Genomic DNA, 21,154 nt, shown 5'->3' with positions numbered 1-21,154 from the left:
TATGTTTTTTTTTGAATTAACAAGATCCATCTCGAGGTAGTACTAAAACGATTTGTTTGACATAAGAATAGGATATGAGCAAACCTGAAATCGGTTTCACAATAATAAATTAGATAAGGTAGTTTGTATCTGAATTTTATGTAAAGAGTTGTTAAGAATTTTACGACTTTGTAAGGCATATCAAACAGATAAATCTAGATAAGGGAAGTATTAATTTGACAGATTAGATTTAATTATTCTATCTACGAAAATTAAAATATTTTCGATCGTAGGCTAAAGTAATCCTTTACATTTTTGGGGTTTAGAAAATTCGTTTAATTTTTGGTAATCTTCTTCTAATGTAATCTTTTTCTAATAAAGATATGAATGACCAATAAAATATTTAGCATAATTTACATTAGGTTCGCCCTTGCCATATATATTATTTTTTTCAAATTCAGATTGACTGATTATTTTCATAATAACTATCCTCGTCAGGAAATGATTTAAAATTATTCGTGTAAAAGAACTTATTCTGTGGAAAATGGGCATATTTAATATTGATATATCCATTTAATTATAATTTTTTTATTGGCCTTTTACTGCACGGTTAAACCGTTCAAATTCCATTTCACCAATTTTTGATTTTAAAATATTAGCAATGGCATCTAATTTTGTAAAAGATACCCCGACATTTTGCGCAATTTGAATATGAGATTTAATCTGACTATCGGCACCAGCCAATGTTGATAGCGCAGCTAATGTCGCAATCTCTCTATCTTCATAACTTAAAATATCTCGACCAAAAATATCGCCAAAAAGATGGGCTTTTAAAAAATGATCGATAACAGGTGAAAAATCCATAATGCCGCCGGTAACGGGTTTGCCAACAACTCTTGTTTGAATTTTAGTACCCAACTCTAAAGCGCTTATATTAGTGGGTAATGGCGTTGACGTAGAACCAACTGTGTCAGTAATGCCTTCTCTTTGACGTTCTTCAAGCAGATCTTTGAAAACACTCAGCCCATTTAAACTCCTAGGAAAACCAACGTAGGCATAAAGCTGAACTAAAATTTCTTTAATTTCATTAATGGTTAACCCTTGGTTTAAACCATCAATTAAAGCTTGTTTTAATCCAATCATATCGCCCTTAGACATAGAAGCGGAAATAGTCACAATTGATCCTTGTTTTGGTGTTAAAGTATTCATAGCATTTACCTTTGCATAAATAGTTAATACTGTAATCGGTTACTTTTTCTAACCACCCTGGATGTTTACAAATTTGTGTGCCTAAAAATGATAGATGAGTTATTAATATTAGAGCCAGTGCATATAAAACATTAATCTATCAGGATTTGTTTTATTTTTGCATTTATATGATTTTTAATTCAATATATCTCAAAATAAACTATATTAAATTACCTTATAAAGAGTTTGATAATTCACTTGCTTATCGACAGGTAATTCAATTTAGTACGCAGCCCTATGAATAGGATTTTTACTTGCATTATGACAAACTCTATTTTTCAAATAAAATTTTGTAAAGTTCATCTTGATTATTAAGATAAAGAACAATCCCTCCAACTATTAGCATTATAAAATTCATGGCATTGACTAATTTCAATCGACGTTTAACTTTGGATATTTTAATAGATAGTTTTTGGATAGTATCCCCAGCTTCTTTATAAATTTGTGTTCTCTTCTCTAAAACTTGAAAACGCTTAAAAGATTTTTCTAGACTTGTATTTAACTCATCTAATGAATCTTTATATGATTGATTTGAGACAAATGTAATTAAGAAAATCATAAATAATCCAATGATTACTAACGATCCTATAAGTAGATTACCTGCTTTAATTAATGCCGAGGCAGCAATAAGAGCACCAGGTATTGCATAAGCCTTATTTTGAGTTGAGGAAATAATATCATTTATTTTTGAAGTATATTCGATATATTTGCTTTCTATTTCAGATAACACTTTATCAATAGAAAATTTTTTCGTATATAAATCAACTAAATCTTTATAACGCTTATAAATTTGTTTGTCTTGTTCGATTATTTCAGTTAATACACATTTATTATCAACAAAATCTGAAATAGCAACTCTCAATATAGATTGTCTTTCCGATGTCATGACATCATCTACTTCAATAATATTTAAAAGTTCATTTACAAAGTCAAAATTAATTTTATTTATTTCTACTATTTCATCTATTATAGATAGATTGTTAGATGGAATAATAATCTCAACTTCTTTTATGTTATTTTTATCTGGAACATAATAAATACATTTATCATAAAAAGAATATTTTGATATATTATTTATTAGCCTACTCCATTTTAAAAATAAGTTGATTTTTTTGATAATAGGTTCAGGCATTAAGAATGATATCATGCCATTATTTACTCGCTCTCCGCCATCAAGAATAATGTAATAAGGCAATTCATGATCCAGTGAAGATGCTTTTACCCAAAAGCTGTCTAACGTAGGAAAAATCACAGTATTTTCAGCTAAATCGCCTTTTTTTATTGGAAAGCTAACTAGATTATGAAATGAGGAATAATCTAATTCTTCACTTTTAACCCCAAAAGTCCTTAAAAGTTCTTTTAAATTTTCACCATTAATATCTTGCCCCAAAGAAATCTCAGCCCATCCGCCCTCGATCTTAATTCCACAAGATGACAATTGCGCAAAAAGATACTTTAGTTTCTTTATTTCATCTTGAGTTAATATATCTTTATTCATTTTTACTTACACCAAAGTAATCATTAAGATTTTTAATATCATTTTCATTTAACTTAATTGTTAGAGTGCCATCCGTTTGGTTATAAGTGATTTTTTTGTTTTCTTTATTATTTATACCTAAAGCACTATAAGAAATTTGACAACAATAATCTTTTTCTGCATCTTCCAATGTTAACGTTTCAAAAATTTTCTTAGATGATGGAGTAGGTTCAAAAAATTCATTAATCTTATAATCCCTAGATGCAACAAAATCACTAAATTTTCCTTTAATTGTTTCATCATCTAATGTGCTGTCTATAATGTTTTGAAAATTTTCTATCGATAATTTCCTATCAGCTTTTCTTTTTAATGTATTTTCCAATAATTTTGATATTGCTTCTTGAACATTATCTTTATCTCTCTTTTTAACATTAAAATGTTTCAAAAAATCTATAACAGCGCATTTAGCCTCGTCAATACTTAGAGTACTATCAAGTGTTTCGTTACACCCTAAAGCTCTCTTAAAGAAGTTACTCGTTGATTTACCTGTGATAAACTGAAGGTAAGGCTCTCCTTTATTATCAGGATAAATAGCATCAAATAAAGTTAAATCAATCATTGCAGCCTGTCTCAACGAATCCAAGTTAATAGTTGAAAACATTTTTGGGATTAAATCATCATCAAAATTAAACCCATTATTATTATCAACCATCAAAATAAACAATCTACCTAAAGAATCTTCTTCACTTTCAATATTGTAATGAATAAATATTATTGAACCTCCCTTTTTGCTTCGCCTATCAGCATTAGCCTCGGAACAAAGTTTTTCCATTATGGTTGAAACTAGAGATTCAAATTCTAATTCTCTTTTTGAATATTTAGATAAATTAACAGCTACACTAGTATTAGTTATACTTTTATAGATGTAACTATGATTTTTTTTATGCCTTTTGAATTTTTCATCTACTTTAGCGATGAATTCCAAAATATCGTTATCTGTTAATTTCCATAATTTACCAAGTATAAAGCTAAAATTAGCATTTTCACGCTTCAGATCTGCTGTAATAGCAAATTGAGGCAAATATTCAACCGCTCCTTGTTCTATTGATGAATCATACCCACAATCACTACAAACACCATTAACATCTAAATCACTATTACAATTGGTACATGTTTTTTTAAAAGCATCTGTCATATTGTTTATCCCGAATAATTTAATCAATTAATTATAATATAAACAATAAATAACCCTTACATGATAATAAATACAGCTAACAGTACACATATTCATTTTTATAAAATATGATGAAATTTACCTTTTAATTAGATTAATTGATTTACGTAAATTTAATTCAAATAAAAGACAACTCACATCATCGAGTTGTTGCATTTTGAACTAATGTCTCTATTCACAGGCAATACGCTATGCGAATTATTTGCTATTGGTTTGGATTGTATATGTGAAGAAGCCCTATAAAATTACTCTATTGTGACTTCTGTTATATGCTTAAGACAATATATACTGCTCTTCTCTTAAAAGTACTTATCTAGAATTGATTTTATAAATGATAGATAAAATTAAAGCCCGAAAGGGCTTTTTTTATTTATGATTGAAATTTCTAAATACTTTATATTGAATAAATTGATTAGTTGCTTTTATTATTTCTAACTCTGCACCTTTGTATCTTATAATTTTTGACTCCGATAAATCATATTCAACATTATTGGAAAATGCAGGACGAGCAATATCGTTATTAAATTCTCGATACCCTATGTTAATTTTATTACCAACCTTACCGTTATAAATCAATGTTTGCTGGAATCCATCCTGACTCGTCACATTAACCTTTTTATAAGTAAACTGTTTATTATTCTCACAAAAATCAGTCCCTGTTGGAAAAGATATACAGACTTGATTCTTAGATGAATCTTTACTAACTCTTATACCTACCGGAGCCACAGCAACATTGAAACTTTTCACAATAGAATTACCGTTTACACTTCTTATCGCAAAAAATAAATATTTTTTATCTTCACCTAACTTTGGATAATCGCCTGCATCAATGATATAAGAGTACCAAAATTTATTAACTTGAGTTGTTACTGGAAAAGATATCACATCCATTGTTTTAACGTTGCCTTGACGAACCATGTCATCACCTACATACGTGGTTGTAACTACATTAAGATCAGGATAGCTTTTTTGAGTAATTTCTGGCACATAATTATACTTAATATCGCTCACACATCCGACTAAAGCGAAACCAATTAAGCCAGCTAGTAAAATCTTTTTCATACCATTCTCCATAGTTTTTGATAATGGTATGTTATTTAAAGGTTTGGGGCAATAAAAAACCACTCGAAAGTGGTTATTTACTTTTATTTATTAATTTCACTGACTATTCTTCCATGATTTGTAGATCAAAAAATGTGTCCATTTTACAGATATAATTAATTTTTATTAACCACATGAGGCAATTGTGATCAAGCCCTGTGGCAACACCAATGCTTGCACACCATTGAGTAAATATTGCCTTTATTAATTTAAAATATATGAATTAAATTGCTATATTCTAGATATTCATTTGCGTAATCAACTTCTTTTAAGTAGAATGCCGAGACCTCATCGTTTGACGGCTCTTAAGTATATAAAGTATCGGCAAGATCACTAAACTACAGAAATTATTATTAATCCTACTGGTGCCTTATTACTAACTTAAGGTTCTGTTAGTAATGTCTAGCCAATAATAATCACAATAGCCAAAACCAATTATCTAACATACACAAATTCAGTCCAAAAATTTTATAGATGATGTAATTCTTTTTTGACTTACATCTAAATCAGATTTTCATATTAGAATCTAAAAATACATTAAAGAATACTTTGTATTAGGTATTTCTTTAATTTTGATTTCTTCTATTTTGGTAATGAGGTGTTTATCTTTTTTAAAACCATCTTTTAAATTTGATAACTTATCTTCGCTAAAATATTCTGTTTTAAAAACACCAATACAATTAATATTCTCACTATTTTTTTTATCAACGGCATTTTTTACTTTATAAAAGTCATCAACCATTTTATTAAAGCATGTTATAAAACTATCATATTGCTTTATTTCAGTATAAAACTCATTACCACTTGTGTTATAAAAAATAGTAAAATCAGGAATAATTTTTCCTTTTTTATTAGTATGAGAATATTCTGCTGTCCATTTAAAAGGACAATAGTTGAAAAATTTTTTCTTCTTAAAATAACATGCCAATTCGATTTGGAACCATTTTTCAAAGTGAACAAAATTAAATTCTGAAATAATATTTAATTTATTTTGGAAATCCTCTTCTTTAATGAACTTGAACACTAAAGATTTCATCGGATTAGTACGGTATCGTCCCATGATGCGCCTACAAAATACACTTCCTGCGTTTAATCATAATAGCATATATTATTTATCCATCAAAACTATCTTATACATATTTCTGTGAAAAAACTTGAATATAGGTTTTCTTGTCAATCTAATTTATAAAAAAGAGCTGGAATTAATATATTTCATTTTCCTGACCTGCGACATACTTAGGCAAGTTACCATGTACAAACATACACACCACTCGAAACATTAAAAAATTTACTGGAAACTATATATCTAATTCAAGCTATTTTCTATCTATAGCATTAATATCTATTTTATATCTTCGCTATTTTGCTTATTGATTAACAAACAAATACCACTTCTAATCGCTTTAATAAGAATTAACAAAATATAGCCACAAATGCTTGAAACGCTTGGCAAAATTGATAATAACATAAAAGCAAGCCCATTAAATCCCCAACTATTGTCATTATTCTCAAAATAAGCCACCAATATAGCAAACCAAATAAAACATACAAAAATACCAATATATAATCCAAGAAAAGAAGTTAGTTTTTGAGTATTTGGTTTGGTGAAGAGTTTTATTAGCATCGACAGAAATAAAATCACTTGAACGGTTAGAGTAGCAACTAAAAAAATAATAATAAAAGGATCAAAATTTTCAGAATAACTATGAAAACCGCCTCTACCGAACTCCATGGAAATCCTAAAGATTATGAACATAAGTACATAAAAAAAACCGTGTGCATAAAATAAGTTACGATCTTTGAATAGAAAATGAATCATTCCTAATTCACAATTTTTTTTTACAGCCATAAATCAATCTTCCCTTTAATTTATTAATTTGATATTAACATTGGTTAATAATTAATTTCCATTTTAAACTTTAAAAGTTTATAAAATAATACAGAAATGAGGTTCAAACCAATCTAGATTTGTTTATATTAAACTCAATTTTATTAATAATGATAATAGTAGTTTAATTATGATAAAAATTATCATATTATTTATATTTACCGCTTTAGCTGAAATTTCAGGCTGTTATTTTGTTTATATTTGGGCTAAAAAAGTGGTTTCTGCCTGTTTTCTAATACCGGCCGCATTAAGTCTTATGTTATTTGCTTGGCTACTTACTTTACACCCTGAAGCTAGTGGTCGGATTTATGCAACATATGGTGGTATTTATGTGGTAACATCTATTATCTGGCTTAAGTTAGTTGATCATGTCAAATTATCAACATTTGATTTAATTGGTGCCATGATTATCCTACTCGGGACCCTAGTTATTATTTGGGGTTGGAAAACATAAAATTAATTTTTAATTAAATTAATATATCCTACTCTTTTAACAAAAATATAAGCATACTCCATTATATTCACTGTATTGCATTAGTAATAATTTACGATTATTGCAAATTTTTTTGGTATTAAATAGTTATTTTTTTCGCGAATTAACCGGTTTTATAAATTCACTTTTCTTGATTAAAAGGCAATTTAACCCATGCTTTTTATATCTCTCCTTAATTGTAAGATTAACAAAGATGACAAAGTTTATTAATCTATTTTCAGTAACTATATAAAATTAAAAGAATAAAATTACTTTGAATTTATCGGATTAGATTATTATAAAATATGATTATAAATAATTTGTTAACTACATACTTTTTGAGTTGATGGTTCCTACTGGACTTGAACCAGTGACCAATAAATTATTAACGTTTTAATTGCTTCAAACGTGTCGGAAAATTCCTTACTTTACTCAGTATTGCTGTACATTGAAGACTTATACTTACCAAGAAAACAAGCTAAACCTCTAAAGCTTAGAACTACATCACCAAATTTTTTATTGCCTCCAAGTAAATACTCCTTAACCTTAGTCAAACAATCGGTAGCTCACTTGGGCGACCTATTTTTTCTTTTCGCCCTTTGTCATATGCTACCTTTAAAAATAAAAAGCCACACAAGACGACTGTTGATTAAATATGCAGTTATTTTTTATAACTGCTCGTGAATTTTTTAAAGTTTAGGTGTAAAAGCTTATATTTTGTTGCCACTCATTTGAAACTGTTACTTAACTTGATGTCGTCTACATGCTCTTGTTCTCATAAAATTACTCACATATGAATAATACAAAGCCCATCTATTAAGTGAGCTTATATTTTATGCGTTTGAAACCGCATTATAGTCATATATATCCGTTTAAACTTTCAAGTGCTTTGTTTTCTAAACCGCACGGTCTCCAGTGAAATGTTTCCATAATTTTGATTTCTCTAGACATGAAAAAAGCCCGCCGGAACGGCTTTTAACAAAAGAGTTTAATATTTAATTAAAGTTATCATTTTTTATAAAAGAAATCCGAACAATACCTATGTTATTTATGCTGTTTTCCGCTTTGATTACGGATATGGCGATTTTTAATTCAGTATCGATATTATCTTTGTACGTTTTTTCTGAAATTATACAGAGTTCCTCTTCTTCACAAATGGGGTTAATCCAAAAATTATTATAAGGTTCAACGTTTTTGTGAGCTGAACTCGAATAATATAATTTATCAAATTGACTAATATACGAGTTATATAACGATATAGCTTTTTCACCTGTTGAATCATAGTTAGTATCACTATCCAGTCCCGGCGAGGAATAGTAATTATTATTATGACTATAACTAACTAATCCATCATTTTTTTTAAATACAACCGATTTAAAATCCAGCTCAGGAAAAGAATCGGATTTAATTAAATAATACTGAAAATTATGATCCTCACTTTCCCCTTTGTAAAAAATATTAACCCCCATATGCTTTACATCATCAACACTCATTCCCCATTTCAGTTGGTTTGGTAGTTCAATTTTAGTTTCTTTTTTATTGCAACCAATGCTTAGAATACAAAACAGAATTATAAATAATTTTTTCTGCATACCATCTCCTTAATTTTTCATTAATGGTATGTTATTTAACGAGTTAAAGCAATAAGAACTACCCTTAGGTTGTTTTATTTTTATAATAATTGATTATGCTAATTTAGACATTTTTAACCTAATGATCGGTAAAACTCTATTCCAATTATCGGCTATTCCTTTAGATTGTATATGCTCTGTTTTTCGTTCGATTATTCTTCTAGTATCATTTAAAGTTCGCTTATATTCACGAGCTATAGAGTAAAAAGTTCCGCTAAAACTTGAATTAATCACACGTAATACAGGCTCTATCGATTCTATTTGATATCGCATTGTTTCAGCAGTTTTATATAACTTGCTAAATCATATAAATCTTCATCTGATAAGCCAATTCTGGGTGTAACCCGCCAAGCCACTTAAAGGTTTCCTCAATCTACTAGCTGGTAAATCTTGATAACGTGGGATTTTGAATTGCTGGAGAAACTTTGAATAAACCTTTGATGTCTTTCACCTGCTCGGTAAGTTTACTCATTAACAGTTTGTTGACTATATATTTTTGGAGTTGGTGGCCCCTACTGGACTTGAACCAGTGACCAATCGATTATGAGTCGACTGCTCTGACCAACTGAGCTAAGGGGCCTTTTTGAGGTTCTACTGACTTAGTAGGGTTGCGATTATAATGGAGAAAATTTTAATTTGCTACAATTAATTAACTAAATGGGTTGATTTGGTTAATTATTAAACTGTAATTTAATGCATTCTAATCATTAACAATAACTGATACTTTTTATTTTATTAAACTGATACAATAACAACGCTTATCATTATTTATCGTTTTACTGGTTGAGGAAATATTATGTCTATAAAAAAATTACTATTTATCGGTGCGGCTTTTTCTAGTGCTTTATTTTTAAACGCCTGTAGCAATTCTAATTATCAACTCACATCAGCAGGCCAACACGTTCAATTTATTGATACTAAACCTGCGGCTAGCTGCCAATTTTTGGGTAAAGCTGAAGGTCGTCGTAATACACTTTTTTCAGGTTTAAAAACACATAGTGAGCTTATTCGTGATGCAGCAACCGATCTTATGAATAAAGCTGCGTCAATGGGTGGTAATGTGATTTATAACGCTCAAGATGCATCATTACAATATGTTTCAGATATAGCGCCAACAGATGCTGTGATGACTGGTGAAGTGTTTAGTTGTAAGTAAACAATCGTAAAATGAAAAAAGGGATATTATACTATCCCTTTTTTATTGAACTTTACCAATATAATTAGCCATTTTGTTTTTCAAAAGCTTTCATGAAATCAATTAAATACTTGACTCCTTCAATATCCATCGCATTGTAAATCGAAGCCCTCATTCCGCCAGCAATTCGGTGACCTTTGATTCCAATGATATTTGCTTGTGTTGCTTCGCTAACAAACTTTTTATCGAGATCCTCATTTGGGGATAAGAAGGTTACATTCATGATTGATCGATTAGGGGTAGCCACGCAATTACGATAAAAATCAGACTGATCGATAAACTGGTAAAGCAATTGAGCTTTAGCTTGATTTCGTTGTTGCATCGCATTTAATCCGCCCAAATTTTTAATCCACTTAAATACCAAACCCGATAAGTACCATGCAAAAGTTGGGGGTGTATTAAACATCGAATCGTTATCGAAAAGAGTTTTATAATCTAATACCGACGGTAACACCTTTTTTGCGTGCCCTAGCAAATCTTCCCGAACTATGACAATAGTAATACCTGAAGGTCCAATATTTTTCTGAGCGCCAGCATAGATAATTCCATAACGGCTGACGTCAATTGGTTGAGATAAAATGCACGATGATAAATCAGCTACAACAATTTTATCGCCAAAATTAGGCTGTTCGAATATTTCAACCCCATCAATAGTTTCATTTGGACAATAGTGTATATAAGCGGCATTATCATTTAGTTGCCATGCCGACATAGGTTTTAGCGAAGTAACTCCATCGGTCTTAACAACAATATTTTGCTCGATAACATTACAATACTTTCCTGCTTCTTTAGCAGCACATTGGCTCCAATAGCCACTATTGATATAATCGGCCTGCGTTTTTTCGCCTAAAATATTTAGTGGCACAGCGGCAAATTGTGCTCTTGCGCCACCCTGGCAAAATAAAATTTTATAATTATCGGGGACATTTAATATGTCTCGTAAATTATTAGTAGCTTCAATTGCACATGCATCAAAATCCTTACCACGGTGACTTAACTCCATAACAGATGCGCCAGTATTTTGCCAATCTAATAACTCAGCTTGTACCTGTTTTAAAACATCAGCAGGTAATTTAGCAGGACCGGCACTAAAGTTGTAACTTTTATTCATTGCAATTCACTTTAATCCATTTATAAAAATAAAGTTATATTTTTACACTGTCTTAAAGTATATACAATCAAATTTTTGACAAGAACTTTCAGATTTACTATACGTTTTGGCATAAAAAAGCCGGCATAAACCGGCAAACAAGAAATAAAATTTAAACTATAAGGAGAGTTGTTGTTTGGCTGCTGCAATAGCGATTCTTACTTGTTGTGGTGAAACACCGCCTTTAGCACACCGTTTTGCTAAGCAAGAATCCAACGATAATATAGTATAAACATCATCTTCAATAACATGACTGAATGATTTAAGTTCGTCTAAAGAGAGTTCCTCCAATGCTTTTTGCTTAGCTATTGCACCAACAACAGCCTCGCCAACAATGTGGTGTGCTTCTCTAAATGGAATCCCTTTAGCCACAAGATAATCAGCTAATTCAGTTGCATTCGAGTAGCCCTGTTTTGCAGCTTCTAAATAGGCTTCATAGTTTATTTTGATATCTTCAAGAACTAAACAAGCCATATCTAAGCATTCATGCCAGGTATCAATTGCATCAAAGAGGTGTTCTTTGTCTTCTTGCATATCTTTATTATAAGCAAGTGGCAATCCCTTTAAAGTGACCATTAAACCGGTTAACGCGCCAACTACTCGACCGACTTTTCCACGAATTAATTCTAATGCATCGGGATTCTTTTTTTGTGGCATTAATGAAGAGCCGGATGTAACGCGATCTGATAGTTCAACAAAATTGGCTTCGCCACTATTGAAAATAATTAAATCTTCGGCAAAACGAGATAAGTGGATCATGCTAATTGAAGCCGTGTTTAATAATTCAAGCACATGGTCACGATCTGAAACCGAGTCCAAACTATTATTCGTTGCTTTAGCAAACCCTAACCATTGCGCTAGCTCTTCACGATCCATAGGATATGCTGTTCCGGCTAAAGCACCTGAACCTAACGGGCTTATATCTAAGCGTTTAAGTGTATCTTGCAGACGATCTTTATCACGAGTCAGCATTTCATAGTAAGCTAAACACCAATGTGCAAAAGTAATGGGCTGAGCTCGTTGTAAATGAGTGTAACCCGGCATAATAGCTTGCTGATGTTGTTCAGCTGTAATGACTAAAGACTTTCTTAAATGATCTACAGATTCAATCAAATGATTAATCTCTTTTTTACACCATAGTTTTAGATCAGTTGTTGATTGATCATTTCGGCTACGACCAGTATGTAATTTTTTACCTAAATCACCGACTTTCTCAATTAATTGTTGTTCGACCCAACTATGAATATCTTCAGCATCACTTCGTAAAATCTGTTCAGGGTCTTGATTAACCGATATGCGTAATTCGTTTAAAGCTTTTTCCAATTTCTTTTGTTCATCATAAGATAGAACGTTAACGGTAACCAATGCTTTAGACCAAGCTATGGATCCTATAATATCTTGCTCTGCAAGACGATAGTCAAAGCGCAACGAATCATTAAAATGTTTAAATCTTTGATCTGCTGCTTGGCTAAAACGCCCACCCCATAATGCCATAAATACCTCAAATATAATCTTTAAAATAATGCAAAACGATTGTAATTATCGACTTTTATTCATTTTGATTTTGATGCTAAATTGTTTCGATACGTTAAAAGAAATATATACAGGACTATTCCTGTATATATCATTTAAAGTTGCATACTAAAAAGTTCTAATATTACTTTTTAGTTTTACTTACAGACTTAGATTTAGCAGACGTTTTTGTCGTTGTCTTCGTTTTAGAATCGGTTTTCACGCTTTTGCTTACCGCTTTTTTTGCCGGTTGTTTTTTCTTTTCTTCATTTAAGGCACGAATTCGTGATGATAAAGAGAATAGACGAATAAAACCACCTGCGTGACTATGATCATAAACCTCATCTTCACCAAAAGTCGCAAATTCTTCATTATATAAACTATTTGGCGATTTTTTCTGAACAGCAGTTGCATTACCTTTATAAAGTTTGATGACGACTTCACCGGTCATATCTTCTGCAAGAACGTCGGCTGCAGCTTGAATTGAACGGCGATATGGCGCAAACCAACGACCATCATAAACCACATAAGCCATTTCAATACCTAATTGTTCACGCCATTTAAAGCTGTCACGATCTAAAATTAACTGCTCTAAACCACGTAATGCGTTCATCATAATAGTACCACCCGGAGTTTCATAACAACCACGAGATTTAATACCGACTAAACGATTTTCAATGATATCAACCCGACCTACACCATGTTTTGCACCAATTTTGTTGAGTGTTGCAACACAGTTATATGGCGAAAGTTTTTTACCATTAACTGAAACAACTTCCCCTTTTTCGATTCCAATAGTGACAAACTCCGGTTTATTTGGTGCATCTTCCGGCGATACAGTCCACGCCCAGCAATCAGCATTAGCTTGATTCCATGTACTTTCAAGCACTCCACCTTCAGTTGAGATATGCCATGCATTTTCATCACGACTATAGATTTTTTCAACGGTTGCAGTAGTTGGAATTTTACGGACTTTTAGATAATCAATTAAAGCCTCTCGTGAACGCAAATCCCATTCACGCCAAGGGGCAATAACTTTAAGTTGTGGAGCAAGTGCCGTATAAGTTGTTTCAAAACGAACTTGATCATTACCTTTTCCGGTTGCGCCATGGCAAAGTGTGTCAGCCCCAACCTCTAAAGCATATTCAACTTGAGCCTTAGCAATAATTGGGCGAGCCATTGATGTTCCGAGATAATAAGTTCCTTCGTATAAAGCGCCGGTTTTTAATACAGGGTAAACATAATCTTTAACAAACTCTTCTCGTAGATCAACAACTTTACAAGCAACCGCGCCCGATGCTTTAGCTTTCTTTTCTACATCTTTGAGCTCTTTGGGATCTTGCCCAACATTTGCCACTAAAGCATACACTTCACAACCACCGTAATTTTCTTTCAACCAAGGAATGATTGCTGATGTATCCAAACCACCTGAATAGGCTAATACAACCTTTTTAGTTCCACTTTTTTTCATGATATACCCTTTCTTAATTAACTTTCGATAGTTAAATGCGTTAAAGATTTTTTGTGTCAATTTATAAATATAAATTATCAGTTTAATATACTGGTTGATTTATATTTAAGCAATAATTCTTGTACCGGTTATTCCTGATTTACCATTAAATAATTCTTCAAGCTTATCAGCTTCTTTCCAACTTGCTATATCAATTGATCTTCCTAATGATTTAGCGGCTTCAAATGCAGAATTTACCTTAACTATCATGCCGTCTGTAATCACGCCGCTAGCGATTAACTGATCCGCTTGTGACTGGGTTAATGATTCGATAAGTTTTTTATTCTGATCTAATACACCTACAACATCTGACAGAAGAATCAAATCTGCATCTAATGTTTTTGCTAAAGCAACAGCTGCATGGTCGGCATTAACATTCATCATTTTTCCTTCTTCGGTAATGCCGATAGAACTCATAATTGGTAAATAGCCATGATCAATAAGCAGATTGACTAAAGTCGCATCCCCCGCATCAGCTTGACCAACATAACCTAACTCTTCTGAAATCTGTTTAACTTTCACGCTATTACCGTCAGCTAAACAGAGTCCAACACTTGGAATTTGTTGTTTTTTAGCTTCTGAAAGAAGCTTTGTATTGGCACTTCCTGCAAGGCTTCCAACTATCACATCGATTTGATCTGCTGGTGTCACACGCAACCCATTTCGCCGAACAACTGGCATCGATAAACGATCCATTAAAGAATCAACCAGGCTACCACCACCATGAACAATAATCAGTGGGCGTGCAAAACTCTTTTTATATTCACCAATAACAACAAATAACTTACTTAAAGCATCTTGATTATCGAGCAACACGCCACCAAGTTTGATAATTAATGGTTTCATTTCAATTTCCTATTAGTTTGGGTTATCGTTAATCACATTTTGTTTGAATTTAACATTTACTATCAGCTACCTTTATAACAGCGATGTTGTTTCATCAAACCCGAATCGAATATTCATACATTGCACTGCCTGTGCAGCAGCCCCTTTTAACAAATTATCCTCAACAGAAATTAAAATTAAATGGCGCCCTTTTAAAACAAATCCAATATCGCAATATGGCAAATCGACAACGGCTTTTAAAGCTGGCCAATCTTTTTGATAAACCCGAATAAGGGGTTTATTGTCATAATATTTATTTAATGCCCCAAGAACATCGTCAGATGTCACCCCTTCATTTACTTTACAATTGATTGTTGCATGGATACCTTGTTTAAAACTACCAAGATGCGGGGTAAAGATAACGTCTTGCCCTAAATGGGTAGCAATTTCAGGTTGATGACGATGAGTAAATAATCCATAAGCATGCAAACTCACTTCGCAAAACAAATTATTATGTGAAGGTTTGCGCCCGGCACCACTTACCCCACTTATGGCATTAATGATTGGCCATTGCGTTTTATCGAGTAAATCTTCTTCAAGTAAAGGCTTTAAAGGTAATTGTGAGGCGGTAGGATAACAGCCCGGAACGGCTATCAATTGCGCTTGTTTAATTGCTTCGAAATTCCACTCCGCTAATCCATATACTGCTTTTTCTAACCACTCTTGATGTTTATGTGTAAAGCCATAAAATTCAGTATAAAAAGAGGAAGAATTGACCCGAAAAGCGCCCGACAAGTCAAAAACAGTGCAACCATGCGATAAGAAAAAAGGCGCGATATCATGACTAACTGAATGTTCAGTTGCTAAAAAAACAATATCGATATCTTTAATGAGCGAAGTGTAGTCTTTAGTGGCAATTAAAGGTAAATCAACGACACCTTTTAATTGTGGGTATAAGTCATAATTAGAAAGTAGCTTACCGCCATCTTGACTATTTTCTGATACCGTCAATGCGACCAGTTCGACATTTGGGTGCTTATTTAAATAATAAGCTAATTTAGCACCTGCATAACCACTCGCTCCAACAATTATTGCTTTTAACATACTATTCCTTATCTTTCTTTAATAATTATTAAGATATAGTAGGTCATTTAGAAAATAAATACAAGCACAAATTGAATTTTTATTCACTTTTAATGAATTTATTTTCACTTTGGTGTGTTATGGCTGATAAACGATTTTTATCATAAGCAACATTATTATGAGCAACTCAGATAACGTTGATATTAATTATGGGAATCTTTTTATGAGTTTAAAAAGATATCAACCTGCTGAAAATTCAGCAGGTTGGAAGTACAAGGTTATTTTCTCAAAAGACTGGCTGATTTTAATATCGCAATAAGTAGCTCCCAATAACGATAAACACTTTGAATATTCACTTTCTCATCCGGAGAATGAGGCGATACAATTGTTGGTCCAATCGAAATCATATCCATATCCGGATAAGATTTTTTAAATAAACCACACTCTAAACCTGCATGAATAACCATTATTTTCGCTTTTTGAGAGAAAATTTCTTGATATTTATCTTTAGCCAATTGTAAAAGGCTCGAATTCAAATTTGGTTCCCAACCGGAATAACCACCACTAATTTCATAATTAGCATTGACCAATTGACTAAGCGAAACCAATGTAGAAACAACGGCATCTTTACTACTATCAACCTGAGATCGAATCAAGAAATGAACATTAAGTTGATTATCTAAAATATTTAAAATACCTAAATTCAATGAAGTTTCAACAACACCATGAATTTGATTACTCATGCGAATCACGCCATTAGGCGCTGCATTCAACCAATTAATGATTTTATTTTGATGTTCAGTAGTTAAAATACGTTTAATTTTGTCCGATTCAACATCAGATAACGTAATTGATAATGATGGTTCTACCTGCCCAAACTCATTTTGTAACACTTGCTGATACTGTTCAATGATTGACTTAAGTTTAGGTAAATCTTCTTTACTTAGTGTGATTTCGACAAATGCTTCTCTTGGAATCGCATTGCGTAATGAGCCACCTTGAATATCAGCTAACCTAAACGAAATATCTTGAGCATATTCAGCTAAAAATCTTGCCATTAATTTAATTGCATTTCCGCGTCCTAGATGAATATCACAGCCTGAGTGACCACCTTTAAGGCCTTTAAGAGAAATGCGCATATAACAATCATGTTTTTCCGGCATTACGGCATAAGTCACAGCAAAAGTGGTCGTAAAATCAACACCACCAGCACAACCGGTAAATATTTCGCCTTCATCTTCAGAATCAGTATTAATTAAAAACTGACTTTTTAACCAATTAGGTTGCAAACCAAATGCACCATGCATACCTGTCTCTTCTGATGTGGTGACTAACACTTCAATTGGCCCATGTTCAACAGCAGGATCGATTAATACAGCCAATGCAGAGGCTAGCCCGACACCATTATCTGCGCCTAACGTTGTACCTTTTGCTTTAACCCATTCACCGTCAACGTAAGCATTAATAGGATCGGTAAAAAAGTCATGGTTAGTTCCTTCATTTTTTTGCGGTACCATATCCATATGAGCTTGTAAGGCAATTGAAGGACAATTTTCCATACCTTTGGTGGCAGATTTAGTTAATAAAATATTACCTGCTTTATCGATCTTATGTTCAATATGATGAGAAATGGCAAAATCAACAATATATTTAGTTATCATTTGCTCATAATGAGAAGGGTGTGGAATTTTACAAATATCGTTAAAGATCTGCCAAACAAATTTTGGATTTAAGTGTGAAAGCATATTTTATCCTCAATATTAGATAGCTAATAAATTAATGAGTGGTTTTTTTTGTCTAATCACTCTATAATAAGGTGCAATTTTACATCTATTTCTAGTCCATTAATATTAATTTATTAAAATCGTAAATTCGATTAAAATTGCAGGTTACTCATGTCAATAGAACAAACATTAACAGAAGACGAAATTCAAGCAAAAAAACAGCACAAAGCAGAGCTTATTGCTGAAAAAGAAAAATTCACTGTCACTTGGGAAATGCTACAAGCCTACGGTCGCCAACTCTCTAAACGTCTATTACCCGCTAATCAATGGAAAGGCATTATTGCCGTTAGCCGCGGTGGTTTAGTTCCAGCAGCAATTTTAGCTCGTGAATTAAGTATCCGTTATGTTGATACTGTGTGTATTTCAAGTTATGACCATGATCATCAACGTGAAAAATTAATTCTTAAACAAGCTAATGGCGACGGTGAAGGCTTTATTGTTGTTGATGATTTAGTCGACACAGGTAGCACCGCACATACAATTCGTGATATGTACCCTAAAGCACGTTTTGTTACAATTTTTGCCAAACCAGCCGGCAAACCATTAGTCGATGATTATATTGTTGATATTGATCAAGATACATGGATTGAACAACCTTGGGACACAGGTGTTATGTTTGTAAAACCAATTAGCGATCATAAATAGTCAACAAGGAATCAATCATTATTATGGCTACTACCGAAAACTTATCTGAAAAAATATTTAAACCACAGTATGATTATCCTGAAACATCATCACTGATCAATCGGTTAGATAGTAGTAACGGTAGTAGCATAAGTCCGCTTGATGGGGATGTTGATTCCAGATGGTACCGAATCATCAACCCTATTTTATGGTTCTGGCGTGGTTTACCCAAATTAGAAATTGAAGCCGTGTTATCAAAGATCGCTGCTTCAACCAAACGTCACACCAATGATAAATGGCTTGATTCAGTCATTGGGTATCAACCCGGTAATTGGATTTATGAATTTTTAAACCAAGCAGCCGAATGGCAAGCTAAAGCAGATGGTTTCGATCTGGCAACGCTGACTGATGAAGATAGAAAAAAATTACATGATTATTTTTTAATAGCCAGTGAATATTCAAGTATTGCGAGCTATCCGCATTTTAAAAATGACGAACTGGCCATGTATGCCCAAACTTGTGCATATCAATCTTATCTAAAGGCACTTGAGTTTTCGCCTTACACAACAAAACAGATTGAATTTAAAGTTGAAAATCGCAGTGTTAAAACATTTTTACATTTACCCGAAAACTGTGATGGCGTATGCCCTGTCGTGTTAGTCTGTAATGCATTAGGTAATTTACAAATCGACTATTATCGCTACTTTAGTGAATACTTAGCTCCACAAGGTTTTGCAATGCTAACAGTAGATTTGCCAACAGTAGGCTTTAGTCGAAATTTTGTATTAACTCAAAATAGTAGCCAAATTCATCAAGCTATAATTGAACAACTAGCGACAGTACCTTGGGTCGATAGCAATCGTGTAATTGTTGCAGGATTCCGTTTTGGTTCACACATTGCAACACGTCTTGCTTATTTGATACCAAATAAAATAAAGGGACTTTTCAACTTCACACCTTTTGTGCATCAAATATTTGTTGATAAAGCCTTACAACAAAATCTACCAAATTGTTACAAAGATATGTTAGCTTGTCGTTTAGGTTTAACATCAGTATCAAATCAGCAGTTAGCAGCTGAATTAAATTACTTTTCTTTAAAAAATCAGGGATTATTAACTCATTCTTGTCCTGTGCCAATCATGAATGTCATCTTTGAAGAGGACAAGTTGAGTAATTTAACTGAAGCAAAACTAATCCAATCTTCAAAGCAAAGCAAAATTGTGACTATTCCTAAAACACCGTTACAAAAAGGCTTACAAAACGCTTTAACTCAATCAGTTAAATGGATGGAATCTATTTTGTAATAGATGATTTAAATAAGATTATTGCTATGACTAATAAAAAAAAGCAAACTGTCGTTATTAAGTTAGGTACCAGTGTTTTAACTGGTGGAACTAAACAGTTAGATCGCGCTCGAATAGTTGAACTGATTCGGCAATGCTCTTATTTACATCAAATTGGTCACAAAATTATTATAGTTACATCGGGAGCAATTGCTGCTGGTCGAGAGTATCTAAACTTCCCTAGCCTTCCAAATACTGTAGCATCAAAACAATTACTTGCTTCTGTTGGGCAAAGTAAACTTATCCAGCTTTGGGAACAGTTGTTTTCAATATATAAAATTTTTATTGGACAAATGTTACTGACACGAGCTGACTTAGAAGATCGTGAACGCTTTTTAAATGCACAAGATGTACTAAAAGCGATGCTAGATAATCATATTGTACCTGTTATCAATGAAAATGACGCTGTAGCTACAGCCGAAATTAAAGTGGGTGATAATGATAACCTATCAGCACTAGCGGCAATTTTAGCGGAAGCCGATAAACTCATATTACTGACAGATATTGAAGGATTATATACTGCCGATCCAAGATCAAATAGCAATGCTCAATTAATAAAAGAAGTTTCTCATATTGATGAGAGTTTACGAAACATAGCTGGTGATAGTGTTTCAGGGCTGGGAACCGGCGGTATGAGCACAAAAATTCAAGCAGCTGAAGTAGCAGGTAGTGCAGGAATAGAAGTAATTATTGCAGCTGGGAATAAAGAAAATGTGATTATTGATGCAGTCAATAATCAATCGGTGGGCACGCGTTTTTTACCACAGAAAACCCCATTAGAGCATCGAAAACATTGGCTATATGGTGCACCTAATGTAGGGAAGGTGTTGCTTGATGACGGTGCTATAAATGCTATTTTGAATAATGGTAGTTCGCTATTACCAAAAGGAATTATAGCGGTTGAAAAAGATTTTTCGCGGGGAGAAGTAATAAACATCTGTGATAAATCAGGAAAACAAATCGCACGAGGTGTAAGCCGTTATAATAGTGATGCGCTAAAACAAATAGCAGGACATCACTCACAAGAAATTAGTCAAATTATTGGCTATGAATATGGCTCTGTAGCCGTACATCGGAATGATATGATTATCAAATAAT

17 protein-coding genes, 1 tRNA gene and 2 pseudogenes are annotated in these 21,154 nt (G+C 32.6%); 5 read left to right on the top strand and 15 right to left on the bottom strand.

Annotation, left to right across the window (positions count from 1 at the left end; genetic code table 11):
* Positions 1–567 precede the first annotated feature (567 nt).
* The 6 genes from J3U37_RS07550 to J3U37_RS07525 all read right to left on the bottom strand — a co-directional run bounded on the left by J3U37_RS07550 (position 568) and on the right by J3U37_RS07525 (position 6,888).
* Entirely contained in the window at positions 568–1,188 is a 621-nt protein-coding gene (locus J3U37_RS07550; RefSeq protein ID WP_267374110.1) for a carboxymuconolactone decarboxylase family protein, read from the bottom strand.
* A 310-nt stretch (positions 1,189–1,498) separates the two neighbouring features.
* Positions 1,499–2,725, bottom strand: a complete 1,227-nt coding sequence (locus tag J3U37_RS07545) for a hypothetical protein (RefSeq protein WP_267374108.1) — start codon at positions 2,723–2,725, stop codon at positions 1,499–1,501.
* The gene (locus J3U37_RS07540) at positions 2,718–3,899 is read right to left on the bottom strand and encodes a nucleoid-associated protein (protein ID WP_267374106.1); all 1,182 of its coding nucleotides are present in this window, start codon (positions 3,897–3,899) and stop codon (positions 2,718–2,720) included. Before J3U37_RS07540 ends, J3U37_RS07545 begins: the two co-directional genes overlap by 8 nt.
* Before the next feature lie 405 nt (positions 3,900–4,304).
* Positions 4,305–5,000 (bottom strand): hypothetical protein, encoded by a 696-nt coding sequence (locus J3U37_RS07535; protein WP_267374104.1) that lies wholly within the window; start codon positions 4,998–5,000, stop codon positions 4,305–4,307.
* 565 nt (positions 5,001–5,565) lie between these two features.
* A complete protein-coding gene (locus J3U37_RS07530; protein ID WP_267329512.1) occupies positions 5,566–6,099 on the bottom strand; it encodes a hypothetical protein in 534 nt (177 codons plus the stop codon).
* A 282-nt stretch (positions 6,100–6,381) separates the two neighbouring features.
* Positions 6,382–6,888: a hypothetical protein gene (locus J3U37_RS07525; protein ID WP_267336065.1), complete on the bottom strand. Its 507-nt coding sequence runs from the start codon at positions 6,886–6,888 to the stop codon at positions 6,382–6,384.
* 169 nt (positions 6,889–7,057) lie between these two features.
* Here J3U37_RS07525 and J3U37_RS07520 point away from each other — a divergent pair, with 169 nt between their 5' ends.
* Complete coding sequence (locus tag J3U37_RS07520) at positions 7,058–7,381, top strand: YnfA family protein (RefSeq protein ID WP_267374102.1); 324 nt, start codon at positions 7,058–7,060, stop codon at positions 7,379–7,381.
* Positions 7,382–8,394: 1,013 nt separating this feature from the next.
* Here the strand turns inward: J3U37_RS07520 and J3U37_RS07515 are convergent.
* The 3 genes and pseudogenes from J3U37_RS07515 to J3U37_RS07510 all read right to left on the bottom strand — a co-directional run bounded on the left by J3U37_RS07515 (position 8,395) and on the right by J3U37_RS07510 (position 9,610).
* The gene (locus J3U37_RS07515) at positions 8,395–8,991 is read right to left on the bottom strand and encodes a hypothetical protein (protein WP_267374100.1); all 597 of its coding nucleotides are present in this window, start codon (positions 8,989–8,991) and stop codon (positions 8,395–8,397) included.
* A 93-nt stretch (positions 8,992–9,084) separates the two neighbouring features.
* Positions 9,085–9,306: pseudogene (locus J3U37_RS12170) on the bottom strand (P22AR C-terminal domain-containing protein); the annotation flags it as partial.
* Between the two features lie 227 nt (positions 9,307–9,533).
* Positions 9,534–9,610, bottom strand: a tRNA-Ile gene (locus J3U37_RS07510).
* Positions 9,611–9,826: 216 nt separating this feature from the next.
* Between J3U37_RS07510 and J3U37_RS07505 the strand changes: the two genes are divergently transcribed.
* Positions 9,827–10,186: a DUF4156 domain-containing protein gene (locus tag J3U37_RS07505; protein WP_267329506.1), complete on the top strand. Its 360-nt coding sequence runs from the start codon at positions 9,827–9,829 to the stop codon at positions 10,184–10,186.
* A gap of 64 nt (positions 10,187–10,250) precedes the next feature.
* Here the strand turns inward: J3U37_RS07505 and serC are convergent, their stop codons facing one another.
* The 6 genes and pseudogenes from serC to J3U37_RS07475 all read right to left on the bottom strand — a co-directional run bounded on the left by serC (position 10,251) and on the right by J3U37_RS07475 (position 18,050).
* The gene (serC, locus tag J3U37_RS07500; protein WP_267374098.1) at positions 10,251–11,336 is read right to left on the bottom strand and encodes a 3-phosphoserine/phosphohydroxythreonine transaminase; all 1,086 of its coding nucleotides are present in this window, start codon (positions 11,334–11,336) and stop codon (positions 10,251–10,253) included.
* 156 nt (positions 11,337–11,492) lie between these two features.
* Positions 11,493–12,869: an argininosuccinate lyase gene (gene argH, locus J3U37_RS07495; RefSeq protein WP_267374096.1), complete on the bottom strand. Its 1,377-nt coding sequence runs from the start codon at positions 12,867–12,869 to the stop codon at positions 11,493–11,495.
* 271 nt (positions 12,870–13,140) lie between these two features.
* Positions 13,141–14,358, bottom strand: a pseudogene (locus J3U37_RS07490) (argininosuccinate synthase); the annotation flags it as partial.
* A gap of 105 nt (positions 14,359–14,463) precedes the next feature.
* Positions 14,464–15,243: an acetylglutamate kinase gene (gene argB, locus J3U37_RS07485; protein ID WP_267374092.1), complete on the bottom strand. Its 780-nt coding sequence runs from the start codon at positions 15,241–15,243 to the stop codon at positions 14,464–14,466.
* A 72-nt stretch (positions 15,244–15,315) separates the two neighbouring features.
* Entirely contained in the window at positions 15,316–16,326 is a 1,011-nt protein-coding gene (gene argC, locus J3U37_RS07480; RefSeq protein ID WP_267374090.1) for an N-acetyl-gamma-glutamyl-phosphate reductase, read from the bottom strand.
* A gap of 257 nt (positions 16,327–16,583) precedes the next feature.
* Positions 16,584–18,050 carry an aminoacyl-histidine dipeptidase gene (locus tag J3U37_RS07475; protein ID WP_267374088.1) on the bottom strand — a complete coding sequence of 489 codons (1,467 nt, stop codon included), beginning with the start codon at positions 18,048–18,050 and terminating at the stop codon, positions 16,584–16,586.
* A gap of 150 nt (positions 18,051–18,200) precedes the next feature.
* Here J3U37_RS07475 and gpt point away from each other — a divergent pair, with 150 nt between their 5' ends.
* From gpt to proB, 3 genes are read left to right on the top strand one after another with little or no spacing between them, the layout of a single operon-like run.
* A complete protein-coding gene (gene gpt, locus J3U37_RS07470; protein ID WP_220217409.1) occupies positions 18,201–18,734 on the top strand; it encodes a xanthine phosphoribosyltransferase in 534 nt (177 codons plus the stop codon).
* Positions 18,735–18,757: 23 nt separating this feature from the next.
* Entirely contained in the window at positions 18,758–20,017 is a 1,260-nt protein-coding gene (gene frsA, locus J3U37_RS07465) for an esterase FrsA (protein ID WP_267374086.1), read from the top strand.
* 26 nt (positions 20,018–20,043) lie between these two features.
* Positions 20,044–21,153 carry a glutamate 5-kinase gene (gene proB / locus J3U37_RS07460; RefSeq protein ID WP_267336074.1) on the top strand — a complete coding sequence of 370 codons (1,110 nt, stop codon included), beginning with the start codon at positions 20,044–20,046 and terminating at the stop codon, positions 21,151–21,153.
* The last annotated feature ends 1 nt before the right edge of the window (position 21,154 follow it).

It is taken from the genome of Gilliamella sp. B3172 (assembly GCF_026536465.1).
GTDB lineage: Bacteria > Pseudomonadota > Gammaproteobacteria > Enterobacterales > Orbaceae > Gilliamella.
The sequence above is the reverse complement of the archived record's forward strand: the minus strand, read 5'-3'. Positions and strand labels throughout refer to the sequence as shown.